Genomic DNA, 16,209 nt, shown 5'->3' with positions numbered 1-16,209 from the left:
GCGGCGCTCACCCGTCGTTCGGCCCTCACCCGTCGTTCGGATCGAATCGGCGGTTTCGGTCCGAAGTTCGGGTGTGCGCCGAAGTTCGGGTGGGCGCGCGTGCCCCCGCGGGGGCGTGGCCTCACGGGCTGGAATACTGGAAGCGTGAACCAGCACTACTTCTCGGAGTCCCCCGCGGGCGACCTCCGCCCCCGCGAAATCGAGGTCGAACTCGCCGGCGCCCCGCGCGCGGTCGTGACGGCGGGCGGCGTCTTCAGCCCCGAGCAGCTCGACCGGGGCACCGCGGTGCTGCTGAGCACGCTCGCGAAGCTCGACGACGAGGCCGAGGGCCCGGTGCTCGATCTCGGCTGCGGGTGGGGACCGATCGCCCTGTCGGCGGCGCTCGAGCGCCCCGACCGCGAGGTGTGGGCCGTCGATGTGAACGAGCGCTCGCGCGCCCTCACGGCGGAGAACGCCGCGCGCCTGGGTCTCGAGAACGTGCGGGTCGCGGCGCCCGACGAGGTACCCGCCGGCATCGTGTTCGGCGAGATCCGTTCGAACCCTCCGATCCGCGTCGGCAAGGAGGCGCTGCACGGCATGCTGCGCCTGTGGCTCCCCCGCATCGCACCCGGCGGTTTCGCGAGTCTCGTGGTCGCGAAGCACCTCGGGGCCGATTCGCTGCAGCGGTGGATCGCCGCGGAGTTCGACGATCTCGCCGTCGACCGCGTCGGCCGCGACAAGGGCTTCCACGTCATCGAGGCGCGCCGCGCCTGACGCCCGGCGATCGCCGAAGCTCCCCGGCGTACGATCGCGCGCAGGGTCGCGGTCAGTCGAGCTCGATGGTGCCCGAGTAGACGAGCTCCGCCGGCCCGCCGAGCGAGACGTGCTCGCCCGTGGCGGTCGGGAACATGCGCACCTGCAGCTGCCCGCCGGGCACTTCGACGCGCCAGCTGGTCGGCATGCCCTCGCCGCCCCAGTGGCGGAAGGCGAGCGCGGCGGCCGCGGCCCCCGTGCCGCACGACTGCGTCTCGCCGACGCCGCGCTCGTGCACCCGCATGCGGATGCAGGCGGCGCCGTGCTGCAGGAGCGGCTCTTCGGCGACGACGAATTCGGCGTTCGCGCCGCGCTCGGGGGCCGGGTCCATAGCCGGTGCGCGGTGCAGTTCCAGCGCATCCAGCTCGCCCGGGTCGGCGAGCGCGACGACGAGGTGCGGGTTGCCGAGGTCGATACCGAGCCCGGGCCGCGCGACGTCGAGCCCGCGCGCTGCGACGAGCCGCTCGGGCGCGAGCCGCCACGGGCCGAGGTCGACGGTGTAGCCGCTGGAGGTCTGCAGGACGTCCTTCACCCCGGCACGGGTGCCGATGGGCAGCGTGTCGCTCCGCTCGGCCGGCACGAGCCCTTCCGAGATGAGGTAGTGGGCGTAGACGCGCACGCCGTTGCCGCACATCTCGGCCGGGGTGCCGTCGGCGTTCCAGTAGTCCATGAACCATTCGGCCTCGGGCTCCTCGGCGAGGGCGGCCGCCCCTTCCGGGAGTGCGCGCGAGCGCACCGCGCGGATGACGCCGTCTGCGCCGACCCCGAACCGGCGGTCGCAGAGCGCGCGGATCTGCGCGGGCGAGAGATCGATCTCGCCGTCGGGGTCGGTGAAGAGCACGAAATCGTTGCCGGTTCCCTGACCCTTGGTGAATGCGAGGGAGATCATGCTTCGAGTGTAATGACGTCGGAGAGGTTCGGCCCATCGACCCAGCGGATGCCCGGATAGCGCTTGAACCAGCTGACCTGACGGCGCGCATAGCGCCGGGTGAGCGCCTGGGTCTCGGCGATCGCTTCGGCCTCGCTCTGCCGACCGCCGAGCTGCGCGAGCGCCTGCGCGTACCCGATGGCCCGGCTCGCGGTCTTGCCGCGCTCGATGCCTGCAGGGATCAGCCCGCGCGCCTCGTCGAGGAGCCCGGCGGCCCACATGCCTTCGACACGGCGATCGAGCCGTTCGACGAGCGCCGCGCGCTCGCAGCCGACGCCGACGATGCGGGTGCCGGGATGCCACAGCTCGGGCTCCGAGGGCAGCGTCACCTGCGCGTCGCCGCCGAGCAGGGCGACCTCGAGCGCGCGCACGACCCGACGGGGGTTGCGGGCGTCGACGGCATCGGCGACCTCGGGCGCGAGGCCGCGGAGCCGCTCGAGGAGCGGGGCGACTCCCCCGGCCGCGAGTTCGCGTTCGAGCCCGGCGCGAACCGCGTCATCGCGGGGCGGGAAGCGGAAGTCGAAGACGACGCTCGACACATAGAGACCGGACCCGCCGACGATGATCGCGTCGCGCCCGCGGGCGAAGATCGCCTGGATCGCGGTGCGCGCCGCCGGCTGGTAGCCGGCCACCGCCGCCTCTTCGTCCGGGGCGAGCACATCGAAGAGATGATGGTCGATGCCCCGCCGTTCGGCGACCGGCAGCTTCGCCGTGCCGATGTCCATGCCGCGGTAGAGCTGCATGGCGTCGGCGTTCACGACCTCGGCGCCCGGACCGTTCGCTGCGAGATGTTCGGCGAGGTCGAGCGACAGCGCCGATTTGCCGGTGCCGGTGGCGCCGACGATCGCCCACAGCCGGGGCATCAGCTGCCGATGCGCAGCGTCGGCAGCCCGAGGTTCACGGCGCGCGCGCCGCCGCTCGTCAGCGTCGGCACGCCGCAGCTCTCGGCCTGACGACGGTCCCAGGCATCGCCCGCGCGGGTGCGGCGCACGGCGTAGACACCGGTCTCATCGGCGATCACGAAGTGCGGCGCCGCCGCCGTCACCCGGACGGTGACGACGTCGCCGGGGCGGGGTTCGTCCGCATGCAGGGGCACCGCGAAGTGGACCAGGCGGTTGTCTGCGGTGCGGCCCGATAGGCGCCGCGTCTCGGCGCCCTTGCGCCCCTCTGCGGCGGAGACGAGCACCTCGACGCTGCGGCCGATCTGCGCTTCGTTCTCCTCCAACGAGATGCGCTCCTGCAGCGAGGTGAGGCGCTCGTAGCGCCGCTGCACGACCTCCTTCGGCAGCTGACCCTCCATCTCGGCGGCCGGGGTGCCCGGTCTGATGGAGTACTGGAAGGTGAACGCGCTCGAGAATCGCGATGCCTCGACGACGCGCATGGTGTCTTCGAAGTCCTCTTCGGTCTCGCCGGGGAAGCCGACGATGATGTCGGTCGTGATGGCGGCGTTCGGAATCAGTTCGCGCACCCGGTCGAGGATGCCGAGGAACTTCTGCGAACGGTACGAGCGGCGCATCGCCTTCAGCACGGCGTCCGAGCCCGATTGCAGCGGCATGTGCAGCGACGGCATGACGTTCGGCGTCTCGGCCATCGCCTCGATGACGTCCTCGGTGAACGCGGCGGGGTGCGGGCTCGTGAAGCGCACGCGCTCGAGCCCCTCGATGTCGCCCATGGCGCGCAGCAGCTTGCCGAACGCCTGCCGGTCGCCGAACTCGACGCCGTACGAGTTCACGTTCTGACCGAGCAGGGTGACCTCGATCGCGCCGTCGTCGACGAGCGCCTGCACCTCGGCGAGGATCTCGCCGGGGCGGCGATCCTTCTCCTTGCCGCGCAGCGACGGGACGATGCAGAAGGTGCAGGTATTGTTGCAGCCGACCGAGATGGAGACCCATCCGCTCGACGCCGAGTCGCGCTTCGTGGGCAGCGTCGAGGGGAACACCTCGAGCGATTCGAGGATCTCGACCTGGGCTTCGGCATTATGGCGTGCGCGTTCGAGCAGCGTCGGCAGCGAGCCGAGATTGTGGGTGCCGAAGACGACGTCGACCCAGGGCGCCTTCGCGACGATCTCGCTCTGGTCCTTCTGCGCGAGGCAGCCGCCGACGGCGATCTGCATGCCCTCGCGCCCGCGTTTGACGCCTGCGAGCTCGCCGAGACGGCCGTAGAGCTTCTGGGCGGCGTTCTCGCGCACGGCGCAGGTGTTGATGACGACGACGTCGGCCGCATCCGGAGTCTCCGAGGCGACATAGCCCGCGGCCTCGAGGGAGCCCGCGAGACGCTCCGAGTCGTGCACGTTCATCTGGCAGCCGAGCGTGCGCACGGTGTAGCTGCGGGGCGCGCCGTCGGCTCCGATCGACGCGGGCGACGGTGCGATCTCGGTCGGTGCCTCGGCCTGCAGTGGGTTCGCCTGGAGAGTCATGGCCTCGATTCTACCGGCGAGCGGTCACTGGAATCTGACGCCGCTCTCCCGCGCGCGAGCCCCCGTACGGGGCCTGCCGGGGCCGCCCCGTCCGCTGCCGGAGGAGCCGCCCGGCCCGTACGATATCCCGGCGTCGTCGAGCGCTTCGCGCACCGCGCGCGAGACCGGTTCGCCCGACCAGCCGCGCCGGGCGAGGAAGCCCATGAGGCGGCGTTCGGCGGTCTGGCGATCGAGGCCGCCGAGCTTGCGCGCCCGGTCGGCCGCGGCCTCGCGCAGCATCTCGAATTCCTGGTCGTCGTCGAGCTCCCCGAGCACGGCCTCCGCGACGTCGTCGCGGATCTGCCGTTCGCGCAGCTTCGTGCGGATCTGACCGCGGCTCGCCCGCTTCGCCTCTCGGAGCTTCTCGGTCATCGCGCGGGCGAGGCCCGTATCGTCGAGGTAGAGGCTGCGTTCGAACTCGTCGATGACGTCCTCGACGACGTCCCGGCCGTGGTCGACGCGCAGCAGCGCATCGCGCAGTTCGCCGCTCGATCGCGCCTGCCGCGCCAGCATCCGCACGCCGTCCTCGCGGCACCGCTCCACGGCATCGGCGTACGCTCCCTCGGCATCGGCGTACACCGTCTCGGCATCGACGGCCGGGGCCGGGGCTCCATCGGTCTCCTCCGCATCCGGAGCGCCGAATACCGCGGCCACGGGCTCCGGTGCATCGGCCGCCGCGGTCTCGACCCCGCCTGAACGGTGCGGCGCATCGCCCCATCCCGGCCGCGGCAGGCGCGAGCGCAGCTCGATCACCTCCGCGAGATCGGTCCGATCCTCACGGTGCGCTGCCCGGCGCTCCTCCGGCCCCGGAAGGAACCTGACGGCCATGGCGCTAGGCGCTCGCGCGCTTCGTCGCAGCGACGGGTTTCTCGGCCGCGGCCGGCGCGCCGTTCGCTCCCGCGGGTGCGAGCGCCGGCGTCTCGGCAGCGCTCTCCTCGCTGCGGCCGTTCACGCCGAGCTTGGTGAGGATCTTCTCCTCGATCTCGGCGGCGATATCGGGGTTGTTGATCAGGAAGCGGCGGGCGTTCTCCATGCCCTGCCCGAGCTGGTCGCCTTCGTAGGTGAACCAGGCGCCGCTCTTCTTGATGAAGCCGTGCTCCACGCCGTAGTCGATGAGCGAGCCCTCGCGCGAGATGCCGATGCCGTAGAGGATGTCGAACTCGGCCTGCTTGAAGGGCGGGGCCATCTTGTTCTTGACGACCTTCACGCGGGTGCGGTTGCCGACCGCATCGGTGCCGTCCTTCAGCGTCTGGATGCGTCGGATGTCGAGGCGCACCGAGGCGTAGAACTTCAGCGCCTTGCCGCCGGAGGTGGTCTCGGGGCTGCCGAAGAAGACGCCGACCTTCTCGCGCAGCTGGTTGATGAAGATGCAGGTGGTCTTCGTCGCGTTCAGGCTGCCGGTGATCTTGCGCAGCGCCTGCGACATGAGGCGGGCCTGCAGACCGACGTGGCTGTCGCCCATGTCGCCGTCGATCTCGGCCTTCGGCACGAGCGCCGCGACGGAGTCGATGACGACGAGGTCGACCGAGCCCGAGCGGATCAGCATGTCGGCGATCTCGAGGGCCTGCTCGCCCGTATCGGGCTGGGCGACGAGCAGCGCATCGATGTCGACGCCGAGCTTCTTCGCGTACTCGGGGTCGAGCGCGTGCTCCGCGTCGATGAAGGCCGCGATGCCGCCGGCGCGCTGCGCGTTCGCGATCGCGTGCAGCGTCAGCGTGGTCTTGCCCGAGGATTCGGGGCCGTAGATCTCGATGATGCGGCCACGGGGCAGGCCGCCGATGCCGAGCGCGACATCCAGTGCGACCGAACCGGTCGGGATGACCTCGACGGGCGCGCGCTCCTGGCTGCCCATGCGCATGATCGCGCCCTTGCCGAAGTTCTTGTCTATCTGCGCGAGCGCAGCGTCGAGCGCCTTCTCGCGATCCTTTGCGATTGCCATCTTCTGCTCCTTCGTTCACGCGGCCGAGCCGCTGGATTGCTGCCTACCGACTGTTCTGACCCGCGAGGGCGAACAAGGCATGGGCGGCTGATGGCTCACACACTAGGTCGCACCACCGACATTCGGGCCGGGAAGAGCGAATCTGTGGATGAAACACGTCAATCGCACCTGTGGACGAAGATACATCGCTCGAACACATGTTCGAAAACGACACGCCGCCGCACGCCGCGAAACTGCAACGCGCCCGGCCGCAGCGACCGGGCGGGCGCTACCTCTCGCGGGGGTCGCGCAGGCCGCGGCCGTGCCGGCGCTCGAGCGGCACGTCCAGGTCGTTGCAGAGCGCGCGCCACACGTCGCGCGCCGCGACACCGCGATCGAGGGCTTCCTGGGGGGTGCCCGAGAGCTCGTTCAGCCAGTGATCCCTGACCAGCACGCGCGCGTAATCGGCGCCGAACTCCTCGGCGCAGGCCCGCTGGAACTCGCTCAGGCGCACGGCCCCTCCTCATGAACGGCGAAGCGGGGCGCTCGAGCACGCAGCTCGAACGCCCCGCTGGAAGACTGAATGGGCGCAGACCCCTCGCCAGCTAGGACACCAGCTCGGCCGAGAAACCCTTGACCAGATCGGCCGGCACCGTGTCGGGCACCGGCATCGACAGGCCTTCGATCACCGCGAGCCGCTCGCTGACCTCGCCCATGATCACCGAGAGCGGCGTATCGAGGGCATCGGCCACGGCCGAGAGGATCTCGCTCGAGGCTTCTTTCTGGCCGCGTTCGACCTCGCTGAGGTACCCGAGCGCCACGCTCGCATCGCCTGCGACCTGACGCAGCGTGCGCCCCTTCTGCAGACGGAAGTCGCGCAGCACGTCGCCGATCTCCTGACGCATCAGCACCATAGGAGCCTCCTTCACCAACTTGCACATCGCGTGCATCCACCATACCCGCCCCGACGGCTCTCGCGCCGGGTTCGGGCCACCAGATCCGGTCGGTCTGGCATCACTGGCAACAACCACGAGACTAGTCGATTCATTCCTGAAACTTCTCTGAACCTGAGCGCAATGGACTCAAGTTTCGGAATCTTACGGGCGAACCTCAGGTTTCGACAGGGATCGCTCCGCGGTCACGGCTCGAGCGCCGCCTCCGCGAGCTCGAGCGCCGCCCGCACCGCGGCCTCGCGGATGCCGCGGCGGTCGAGGCCCGCGAGGCCGGGAAGCAGCAGGGTGCGCTCCGCCTCGCCGGGGCCGCTCACGCAGACCCACACCGTGCCGGCGGGCTGCCCGGTCTGCGGATCGGGGTCGGGGCCTGCGACCCCGGTCGTCGAGATGCCGATGTCGGCGCGGTGCACGGCTCCCGAGACGCCGGGCACCGCGCAGGCCTCGCGCGCGCCCCGCGCCATCTGCTCCGCGACCGCGCGATCGACCGGCCCGCGCTCGGCGAGCAGTGCCCCGTCGACGCCGAGCAGCGAGCGCTTCAGCGCGGTGTCGTAGGCGACCACTCCCCCGGAGAGCGCGCGGGACGCGCCCGGCACCGAGACGAGGGTCGACGCCAGCAGCCCGCCGGTCAGGGATTCGGCGACGGCGAGCCGCAGCCCCCGCGACACGGCGCGCGCGATGACGGCCTCGGCGACCTCCGCCGAAGCGCGCGATCCGTTCACCGGCCCGAACGCTTCGCGCGCAGGAACGAGACCACGTAGTCGATGCCGCTCAGGATCGTGAGCACGACCGCTATCGTCATCGTCACGATATTGAGCCAGGTCGCGACGGGTGCTGCGGCCCCCATGACGCTCGCGAGCGGCAGCAGCGCGAGCGTGATCGCGACCGACTGCGCGACGGTCTTGAGCTTGCCCATCCAGTCGGCGGCGACGACGACCGCGTTCACGATCATGAGCCGATGCACGGTGACGCCGAGTTCGCGCACCAGCACGACGACCGTGACCCACCACGGCAGTTCGCCGAGGATCGAGAGCCCGACGAGCGCCGCCCCCGTGAGCACCTTGTCGGCGATCGGGTCGAGCAGTTTGCCGAGATCGGTGATCAGACCGCGCGAACGCGCCAGGTGCCCGTCCCAGGCGTCGGTCGCGATGGCGATCACGAAGAACGCCGCGGCGCCCCACCGCCACGGGCCGTTCGCGCCGGCGTCGGCGAGCAGCATCCACAGGAAGAACGGCGTCGCTACGATGCGCGCGCCGGTGATGATGTTCGGCGCGTTCCAGTTGCTCGGGCGGGCGGGCGTCGGCTCCGTGTCGGTCATGCCGCCAGCCTAGCGCGGGCGCCCCGCGCACCACGCCCGCTCTAGGTGTAGGGAACGATCTGCAGCTGCGGCGCACCGTCCGCATCGAATTCGACGAGGACATCGGCCGGGCCCGCGAAACCGTTCGAAGCGCCCTCGGCTCGGGGCTCCTCCGCGGCCCGGGAGGCCGCGCGGACCCGGAAGTCGCCGCCGTCCGCGAGATCCGGGTACTTCCAGCCGTAATCCTCCATGACCACGGGATAGGCCACGATCTCGACCTCCACCTCGGCGTCCTCGAGCTGCGCCGGCGCATCGAGCTCGATTCCGCACTCCTGCAGCTCGGGCACTGTCTCGCGCTTCGCGCACTCGTCGTACCAGGCATCGGCCTGACGCTGCAGTTCGTCCCAGTACGCCTCGGTCGGCACGGTCCAGACGTAAGACCTGCTCCGGCCCTCGTCGCCGAACAGACCCCTCGAAGCCGCTGCGGCGACCATCCGCCCATCGCCCTCGACCTCGAAGTATTCGTTGGGCGCCTCGATCTCGTACACCGCGGGATAGACTTCGATCGAACTCGGCCCGGTCAGCACGCCGTCGAAGCCCGCGATCGAGAACGGCGGCTCATCGCCGTACCAGCCGATCGATAGCTCGACGGTCAGCCCGTCGAGCACGTACCAGCCATCGGCATCGCGCGCGAGCTCGATGCGGTCGATGAAACGACGGTGATCGAGCTCGTACTCGACCGAGCCCGTCGCCGTACCCCGATCCGGGTCCACTCGGAGCCGGTCGATCGCCGCGCCGTTGATGCGCTCGGCCCTACTCAGCGCATCCGAGTGCAGCAGCTCGCTCTCCGGCTGCCGTTCGGCGGTGCGGGCATGCGCGTTCGCGGTCTCGGCATCGCCCGCGGCGATCGCGTCGACGTACTCCTGGGCGACCGCCCGTGCCTGCACCGTGTCCTCGGAGCTCGCATTCGCCCAGATGACCGCCCCGGCGCTGCCGAGTACGCAGAGGGCGACGACCGCGGTGAGCCACCAGACCCGGGTCGGCACGCGCGAACCGCCGGCCGGTGCGCTCTGCGGCGCCGGCGGCTGCGCACCGGCCTCAATACGTATCTCGCTCATGCGGCCGCGCCTCCCACGATCAGTCCCGTCCGGTCAACTGCCAGGCGTCTTCGTCGCCGTCATCGCCGTCGACCTCTTCGAGCGTCGCCTGGTACTTCGCGACGGGATCGTCGTAGCGGTCGTCGCCGTACCCCGAATCGGCGAGCGGCTCGATCACGTCGGTAGCGCCCTCGGGCGCGTGCGGTTCCGGCTGCGGGGCCTCGGTCTGAGCCGCTGCGGCGGACGCCGCCGGCGCAGCTGCCGTGGCGGGCGCCTGTTCGAAGGGCCGCTGCGGGGCCGCGGGCCCGCCCTTGATGCGGGCGATCACCTCGGGCAGCTGCTCGGGCGACACGAGCACGTCGCGCGCCTTCGACCCTTCCGAGGGCCCGACGATGTCGCGCGACTCCATCAGGTCCATGAGCCTGCCGGCCTTCGCGAAGCCGACGCGCAGCTTGCGCTGCAGCATCGAGGTCGAGCCGAACTGGGAGGTGACGACGAGGTCGACGGCGGCGAGCAGCACTTCGAGGTCGTCGCCGATGTCCTCGTCGATCTCCTTCTTCTCGGCGACCTGCGCGACATCGGCGCGGTACTCGGGCTGGGCCTGGCCCTTCACGTGGGCGACCACCTGGGCGATCTCGGATTCGCCGACCCATGCGCCCTGCACGCGCATCGGCGACGATTCGCCGTTGAGCAGCAGCAGACCGTCGCCCTGACCGATCAAGCGCTCGGCGCCGACCTCGTCGAGGATGACGCGGGAGTCCGTGCCCGAGGCGACCGCGAAGGCGTACCGGCTCGGCACGTTCGATTTGATCACGCCGGTGACGACGTTGACCGAGGGCCGCTGCGTGGCGAGCACGAGGTGGATGCCGGCGGCGCGCGCGAGCTGGGTGATGCGCTGGATGGAATCCTCGACGTCGCGGGGCGCGACGAGCATGAGGTCGGCGAGCTCGTCGACGACGACGAGCAGGTACGGATACGGCTTGAGCACGCGCTGGCTGCCCTCGGGCAGCACGATCGAGCCCGAGCGCACGGCCTCGTTGAAATCGTCGATGTGGCGGAAGCCGAAGCTCGCCAGATCGTCGTAGCGCATGTCCATCTCTTTCACGACCCACTGCAGCGCCTCGGCGGCCTTCTTCGGGTTCGTGATGATGGGGGTGATGAGGTGGGGTACGCCCTGGTAGACGGTGAGTTCGACGCGCTTCGGGTCGACGAGCACCATGCGCACCTCTGACGGCGTGGCGCGCATCAGGAGGCTCGTGATCATCGAGTTGATGAAGCTCGACTTGCCCGAACCGGTGGCGCCCGCGACGAGCAGGTGGGGCATCTTCGCGAGGTTCGCGACGACGAATCCGCCCTTCACGTCCTTGCCGACGCCGATGGTCATCGGATGCTTGCTGCCCCGGGCCTTGTTCGAGCGCAGCACATCGCCCAGGGCGACGTTCTCGCGGTCCTGGTTCGGGATCTCGATGCCGATGGCGCTCTTGCCGGGGATCGGCGACAGGATGCGCACCTCGTTCGACGCGACCGCGTACGACAGGTTGCGCGAGAGCGCGGTGACCTTCTCGACCTTGACGCCCGGGCCGAGCTCGACCTCGTACTGCGTCACGGTCGGACCGCGCGAGAAGCCCGTCACGCGCGCATTGACCTTGAACTCCTCGAAGACCCGGGCGATGGCGGCCATGATCTGGTCGTTCGCCTCGGTGTGCGTCTTCGGAGCATCGCCCATGGCGAGCGCGGCCTGATCGGGCAGGCGGTAGGCGGCCGCCTGCGCCGGCGTGTGCGGCGGGGCGACTTCGAAGGCTGCGCCCGCTGCGGCGTCGCCGGCCGCCTCGGCGGCTTCGTCGACCATCGGCGTCTCGACCACCGGTGCGGCGGCCGGGCCCGTCCACGAATCGTCGCCCAGCCCCGAGGCGGGCGTCGCCCCGGCAGCGCGGACCACGGTCTCGGCCTGGTCGAGGCTGTCGAAGAGGTCGGCGGGGAACGCACCGGTGCGGCTGTCGTCGGCGAGCGCCGATTCGAAGGCGCCGTCGCTCTGCGCCGGCTCGTCGGCACCGCCGAGCACGGTGTCGATGGCCTGCTCGTCGACCCGGTACCCGGCCTCCTCCTCGCGCCCCGAGGCGTTGCGCCGCCACCAGGGCATGGCCCCGGGCTCGGGCTCCTGCTGCTCGAGATCGAAGAGCGCCGTGCTCGAATCATCGCGCTTCGCGGGGCGCGCCGGGCGCTCCGCGGCCTGGGCGGGTGCGCCGTCGGCGACATCGAACAGGAACTCGTAGGCCTCACGCAGCCGGTCGACGATGCGGCCCGGCGGCGTCTTCGTGATGATCAGCACCGAGAAGACGAGCAGCACCGAGAGCACCGGCACCGCGGTCCACACCGTCAGCGCGAGCAGGGGTGCGCCGACCATCCATCCGAGCAGTCCGCCCGCTTCGGCGAGGGCCGGCATGCCCGCGTTGGGATGCGGTTGGCCGCCGAACACGTGGCTGAGCCCGGCGATGCTGGTGATCGCCAGGAAGAGTCCGATGGCGATGCGCCGGTTGTCGTTCACGCTCGACGGGTGGTTGAAGAGCCACATCGCGAACCCGGCCATGATGATCGGGAAGCCGAAGGCGACGCGGCCGAAGAGGCCCCCGAAGGTCCAGGCGTCGAGCTGCACCGCGATCGGGTTGCCGATCAGGAACCACTCGACGACCGCGCCGATGATCGCGAGCAGCACGAGCAGCAGCGGCACGCCGTCGCGGCGGTCGGCCGGCTCGAGCGGCTCCGTGCGGAACATGCGCGCGGCGCCGCCGACGCCGTGGGCGAGCCCGTTCCAGGCGCGCCGGGCGATGCCCTCGCGGGGCTCCGGGTCGACGAGCACGCGGGTTTTCGCGGTCGACTGCGCGCTCCGGGAGCCCCGTGCCGGGGTCTTCCCGGTCTTTCCGCGCGTCGAAGCTTTGCTTGCCATATCACCGAGGGTACGCGGGGCAGCCGACAACGGCCGAATGACGCTCCGCCCGGGCCGAGATCCGGCCCGTCAGCGCCGCCGCATCCGGCGCACGGCGCTCTTCACGAGGGGCAGGCCCTCGGTCCAGATCCTGTACCCCGGGCCGGGGCGGTCCCAGGAGCCGGCGAGCAGGTTCTCGTGCGAGGCCCAGCCCTTCTTGAACGTCGTCACGCCGTCGTTGATGAGGCCGCCGAAGTCGTAGCGCTCGATGCCGATCGACTGCATGTGGCGGATCACGTGCCATTTCAGCGCGTAGTTCGCGCGCAGCCGCTGACCGGTCTCGTCCATGCCGCCGTAGAGCTCGAACGCCGTGCGGTCCGACTTCGCCATGAACAGGAACGCGACGGGACGATCGTCGACGTACGCCGCCCATACCGGCGAATCGTCGCCCAGCATGGTGAAGGCGTCGTGGTAGTACGAATCCTCGTGCAGGCCGAAGTCGGCGCGTTCGCTCGTCTTGCGGTACACCTCGAGGCAGCGGTCGAGTTCGGCGACCGTCTCGACCGGCCTGATCGACAGCGACTCCTCGCGGCCCGATTTGCGCACGTACTGGCGGTGCTTCTTGACCATATCGGCCATGAGCTCGTCCTCCGAGCGCCGCAGATCGAGGATCAGCGTGCGCGCCGGCAGCACCGGGGTCTTCGCCTCGCGCCACGAGCCGTCGAGGGCGAACTCCCCCGCATCCTCATCGGGCTCGATCGAGACGGCGACCGCACGGCGGGTCGAGCGCACGAATTCGGCCACCGCGTTCGCGATGTCTCCGGGCGAGGGGTCGGCGGCGGGCTTCGCGGAGTCGGCCGCCGACCGCATGACGACGGGGCCGCGCGGCGCGTAGACGAAGCCGCCGAGCGGCCCGGGCAGGGCGCGGGTGAGCAGCTGGCAGGCGCCGACGACGGGAGCGTCGGGAGCCGATCCCTGGCGCACCAGCACGCGCTCGGCGCTCCATCGGTGCGCCGATTTCAGATCGCCCCAGCCCCACAGCTGCAGCGGGTGGCCGCCCGCCTCGCGGACGGTCCGATCCCAGAGCGCGCGGTCGGTGCACGGGGTCACGGTGAGGGAGGTCACGAACGGTTCCTTCCGAGTTTGCGGGACAGGGTGGAGGCGATGCCGGCGACCTCGGGCGAGCGCAGCAGGCGCAGGACGATGCCGTAGACGACGAGCACCACCGCCCCGACGATGACTGCGAAGAGCACGGCTTCGACCGCGTTGAAGTCGGGCGAGAACGCCCGCAGCACCCGGGTGGTGACGAGCCCCAGGGCCAGGCTCGGAACGGCCGCGATCACGAACTTCACCAGGCTCTGCAGGATGCGGCGGCCGTCGATCGATCCGATCTTGCGCCGCAGGAGCGCCGTCGCCAGCACGGCCTGCACGATCGTCGCGAACGACCATACGCAGGCGTAGCCGAAGCCGATCCACTCCGCGGGGAGGAAGGGCGGCAGCAGCAGCGACAGCGCGATCACGATGAGCATCTGGATCGTGGTGAAGACGAAGGGCGTGCGCGTGTCGGAGAGCGCGTAGAAGGCCCGCTGGGTGACGAACAGGAAGCTGTATGCGGCCAGGCTGACGACGTATGCCTGCAGGGCGGTCGAGAACTGGTCGACCTGCACCGTCGTCGCGCCGAAGTTGACGACGCGCGAGACGAAGGGAGCTGCGGCGAACAGCGCCGCCGCCGCGAGCACCATGACCAGGGAGATCTGGCGTGCCGATGCCGAGAAGTCCTCGACGAACTCCGCCATGCGGCCGGTCTGCCCCCACTCGGAGAGCCGGGTGAAGTATGCGGTCGCGAGCGAGACCGCGATCACCGAGTGCGGCATCATGAAGATCAGCCAGACATTGCCCATCGCGCTCGTCGACGGGCCCGCGCCCGAACCGATCGCGACGATGTTGTTGGTGATCACGCCGCCGAGGTTCATCACGGTGATCGTCGCGAGGCTCCACATCGCGATCTTCGCCGTGCGGCCGAGGCCGACGCCCCGCCACTGGAAATCGGGCCGATACCTGATGCCGGCCTTCCGCCACGATACGAAGAGGATCAGCGCCTGGGCGACGACGCCGAGGGTCGCACTGCCCGCGAGAACGGCGATCGATGCCCCCGTCCACTCCGTCACGGTACGGGCGCCGTGCGGGTCGGAGCCGAACATCAGCATGAACACGACGATGCCGCCGATGGCGATCACGTTGTTGAGCACCGGCGCCCAGGTGAACGGCCCGAAGACGCTGCGGGCGTTGAGCACCTCGCCGAGCACCGTGTAGAGGCCGTAGAACACGATCTGCGGCAGGCACCAGTACGCGAACGCCGTCGCGAGCGCGAGCTGCTCCGGGGGCCAGTGCACGGCCGTCGCCCACACGATCCAGGGCGCGATCAGCATCGCGACGACCGTGATCGCGAACAGCGACGTCGAGATGAGCGTGAGGATCTTGTTGATGTAGCCGGCGCCGCCGTCGGGGCCGTGCGCCGCCTTCACGATCTGCGGCACGAGCACCGCGTTGAGCATGCCGCCGAGCAGGATCATGTAGATGATGTTCGGCAGCAGATTGCCGTTCTGGAAGGCATCGGCCGACGGCGACTGCACCGAGCCGATCGCGTACGCGAGCAGCATGGCCTTCACCAGACCGAGCACTCGCGAGACCATCGTGCCCGACGCCATCACGGCGCTCGCGCGCATGATTCCAGCGGCCATCAGTAGTACGGATCCTTCTTGAGGGCGAGGGACGCCCGGCGGGCGAGACGGTCCCCGAGCTTCACCCAGAGCGCGTAGGCCCGGCGCTTCAGCGGCAGGTCGAAGGCCCCCGCGTAGTCGGTGATCTCGGGCGAGAAGGAGCGCTTGAACTGCCCGACGCCGAAGAGGGGGTGCTCGCGGTCGTCGGCGCGATCGGAGGGCGGGGCGCCGCACAGGTCGTGCACCTGCGCTCCGCGCTCGTTCGCCCAGAGCAGCACGTCCCACTGCAGCGCGTGCGAGGCGCCGTACGCGATCTTCGCGCGCATCGACGCGCCGTCCTTGTAGGTGGTCTTCGCGCCGAGCGCCATCGCGAAGGCGCCGGCGAGCAGCACATCCTCGCCGTCGTCGCCCGGCCGGTACGCGAAGAACAGCTGGCCCGACCCGGCACGGCCGAATCGCTGCCAGAATTCGCGGTAGTAGCGATCCGAGCGCAGCACGAAGCGCCCCTCGGCGGTTTCGCGCAGCAGGCCCGAGAGTTCGGCGCAGTTCTCGTCGGTCGCGGGCACCCGGCGCACGACGATGCCGTCGCGGCCCGCGCGCGCGATCGAGTTGCGCGCCTTCTTGCCGATGCGCGCGCGCAGTTCGGCGGCGGCCTCGGGGCTGCCCGCCGGTGCGGCGGTCGCGACGTCGACGAGCACTGTCGACGGGTTCGGGATGATGCGCACGGTGTCGAGATAGCCCGCGCCGGAGAAGGCCGCGCGGCTGTCGGGGCCGAGGCGGGGTTCGATCTTCAGCAGGAACGCCCCGCGCGAGCGCGCGAGATCCGCGACCGCGGCAGCGTGCTCGATGACCTCGGCGACGCCCCGGCCCGCGGGGCCTGCGGGCAGATGCCACCATTCTCCGAGCAGCGGCACGCGTTTCGCGAGCACGCCGACCGCCACCGGTGGCGCTCCCTCCCGTTCGACGATCACGCGGAGGTCGCGGTAGCGGCCTTCCTCCCGCTTCACGCCGAGGTAGGCATCGCCCATCCAGACTTCACCGCCGCCCGGGTTCGCGGCGACGAGCGCATCCCAGCGGGAGCGCTCGTCCGAGGTCGCGAACCTGGCGAGCGGGCGAGTGGAGCTCACGC

The 16,209-nt window shown here is 70.7% G+C and carries 15 protein-coding genes; 1 reads left to right on the top strand and 14 read right to left on the bottom strand.

What is annotated here, in order from left to right; translation table 11 throughout:
- The first annotated feature begins 144 nt into the window (after positions 1-144).
- Positions 145-753, top strand: a complete 609-nt coding sequence (locus tag ACUYTF_RS09570) for a methyltransferase (RefSeq protein WP_434142618.1) — start codon at positions 145-147, stop codon at positions 751-753.
- 52 nt (positions 754-805) lie between these two features.
- Here the strand turns inward: ACUYTF_RS09570 and dapF are convergent, their stop codons facing one another.
- The 14 genes from dapF to ACUYTF_RS09500 all read right to left on the bottom strand — a co-directional run bounded on the left by dapF (position 806) and on the right by ACUYTF_RS09500 (position 16,207).
- Positions 806-1,681 (bottom strand): diaminopimelate epimerase, encoded by an 876-nt coding sequence (gene dapF / locus ACUYTF_RS09565; RefSeq protein WP_449279660.1) that lies wholly within the window; start codon positions 1,679-1,681, stop codon positions 806-808.
- Entirely contained in the window at positions 1,678-2,583 is a 906-nt protein-coding gene (miaA, locus tag ACUYTF_RS09560) for a tRNA (adenosine(37)-N6)-dimethylallyltransferase MiaA (protein WP_449279659.1), read from the bottom strand. Before miaA ends, dapF begins: the two co-directional genes overlap by 4 nt.
- Complete coding sequence (gene miaB / locus ACUYTF_RS09555; protein WP_449279658.1) at positions 2,583-4,136, bottom strand: tRNA (N6-isopentenyl adenosine(37)-C2)-methylthiotransferase MiaB; 1,554 nt, start codon at positions 4,134-4,136, stop codon at positions 2,583-2,585. The genes miaA and miaB overlap by 1 nt, the downstream gene beginning before the upstream one ends.
- A gap of 24 nt (positions 4,137-4,160) precedes the next feature.
- On the bottom strand, positions 4,161-5,003 hold the full coding sequence (locus ACUYTF_RS09550) for a regulatory protein RecX (RefSeq protein WP_449279657.1): 843 nt from the start codon (positions 5,001-5,003) through the stop codon (positions 4,161-4,163).
- A 4-nt stretch (positions 5,004-5,007) separates the two neighbouring features.
- Positions 5,008-6,114, bottom strand: a complete 1,107-nt coding sequence (gene recA, locus ACUYTF_RS09545) for a recombinase RecA (protein ID WP_449279656.1) — start codon at positions 6,112-6,114, stop codon at positions 5,008-5,010.
- A gap of 268 nt (positions 6,115-6,382) precedes the next feature.
- Complete coding sequence (locus tag ACUYTF_RS09540) at positions 6,383-6,607, bottom strand: DUF3046 domain-containing protein (RefSeq protein ID WP_449279655.1); 225 nt, start codon at positions 6,605-6,607, stop codon at positions 6,383-6,385.
- A 91-nt stretch (positions 6,608-6,698) separates the two neighbouring features.
- Complete coding sequence (locus ACUYTF_RS09535) at positions 6,699-7,007, bottom strand: helix-turn-helix domain-containing protein (RefSeq protein WP_434142608.1); 309 nt, start codon at positions 7,005-7,007, stop codon at positions 6,699-6,701.
- 224 nt (positions 7,008-7,231) lie between these two features.
- Positions 7,232-7,765, bottom strand: coding sequence for a CinA family protein (locus tag ACUYTF_RS09530; RefSeq protein WP_449279654.1), 534 nt, complete (start codon positions 7,763-7,765; stop codon positions 7,232-7,234).
- A complete protein-coding gene (pgsA, locus tag ACUYTF_RS09525) occupies positions 7,762-8,361 on the bottom strand; it encodes a CDP-diacylglycerol--glycerol-3-phosphate 3-phosphatidyltransferase (RefSeq protein ID WP_449279653.1) in 600 nt (199 codons plus the stop codon). The genes ACUYTF_RS09530 and pgsA overlap by 4 nt, the downstream gene beginning before the upstream one ends.
- Positions 8,362-8,402: 41 nt before the next feature.
- Positions 8,403-9,458 carry an Rv0361 family membrane protein gene (locus ACUYTF_RS09520; RefSeq protein ID WP_434142604.1) on the bottom strand — a complete coding sequence of 352 codons (1,056 nt, stop codon included), beginning with the start codon at positions 9,456-9,458 and terminating at the stop codon, positions 8,403-8,405.
- 19 nt (positions 9,459-9,477) lie between these two features.
- Positions 9,478-12,381 carry a DNA translocase FtsK gene (locus ACUYTF_RS09515; RefSeq protein WP_434142602.1) on the bottom strand — a complete coding sequence of 968 codons (2,904 nt, stop codon included), beginning with the start codon at positions 12,379-12,381 and terminating at the stop codon, positions 9,478-9,480.
- Between the two features lie 69 nt (positions 12,382-12,450).
- Positions 12,451-13,485, bottom strand: coding sequence for a lipid II:glycine glycyltransferase FemX (locus tag ACUYTF_RS09510; protein ID WP_434142600.1), 1,035 nt, complete (start codon positions 13,483-13,485; stop codon positions 12,451-12,453).
- Positions 13,482-15,101: a murein biosynthesis integral membrane protein MurJ gene (gene murJ / locus ACUYTF_RS09505; RefSeq protein ID WP_434142598.1), complete on the bottom strand. Its 1,620-nt coding sequence runs from the start codon at positions 15,099-15,101 to the stop codon at positions 13,482-13,484. The genes ACUYTF_RS09510 and murJ overlap by 4 nt, the downstream gene beginning before the upstream one ends.
- Complete coding sequence (locus ACUYTF_RS09500) at positions 15,101-16,207, bottom strand: lipid II:glycine glycyltransferase FemX (protein WP_434142596.1); 1,107 nt, start codon at positions 16,205-16,207, stop codon at positions 15,101-15,103. Before ACUYTF_RS09500 ends, murJ begins: the two co-directional genes overlap by 1 nt.
- Positions 16,208-16,209 lie beyond the last annotated feature (2 nt).

The organism is Leucobacter sp. GX0328 (genome assembly GCF_053567315.1).
Note: the sequence above shows the minus strand (reverse complement) of the source record. Positions and strands in the feature narration are given on the sequence as shown.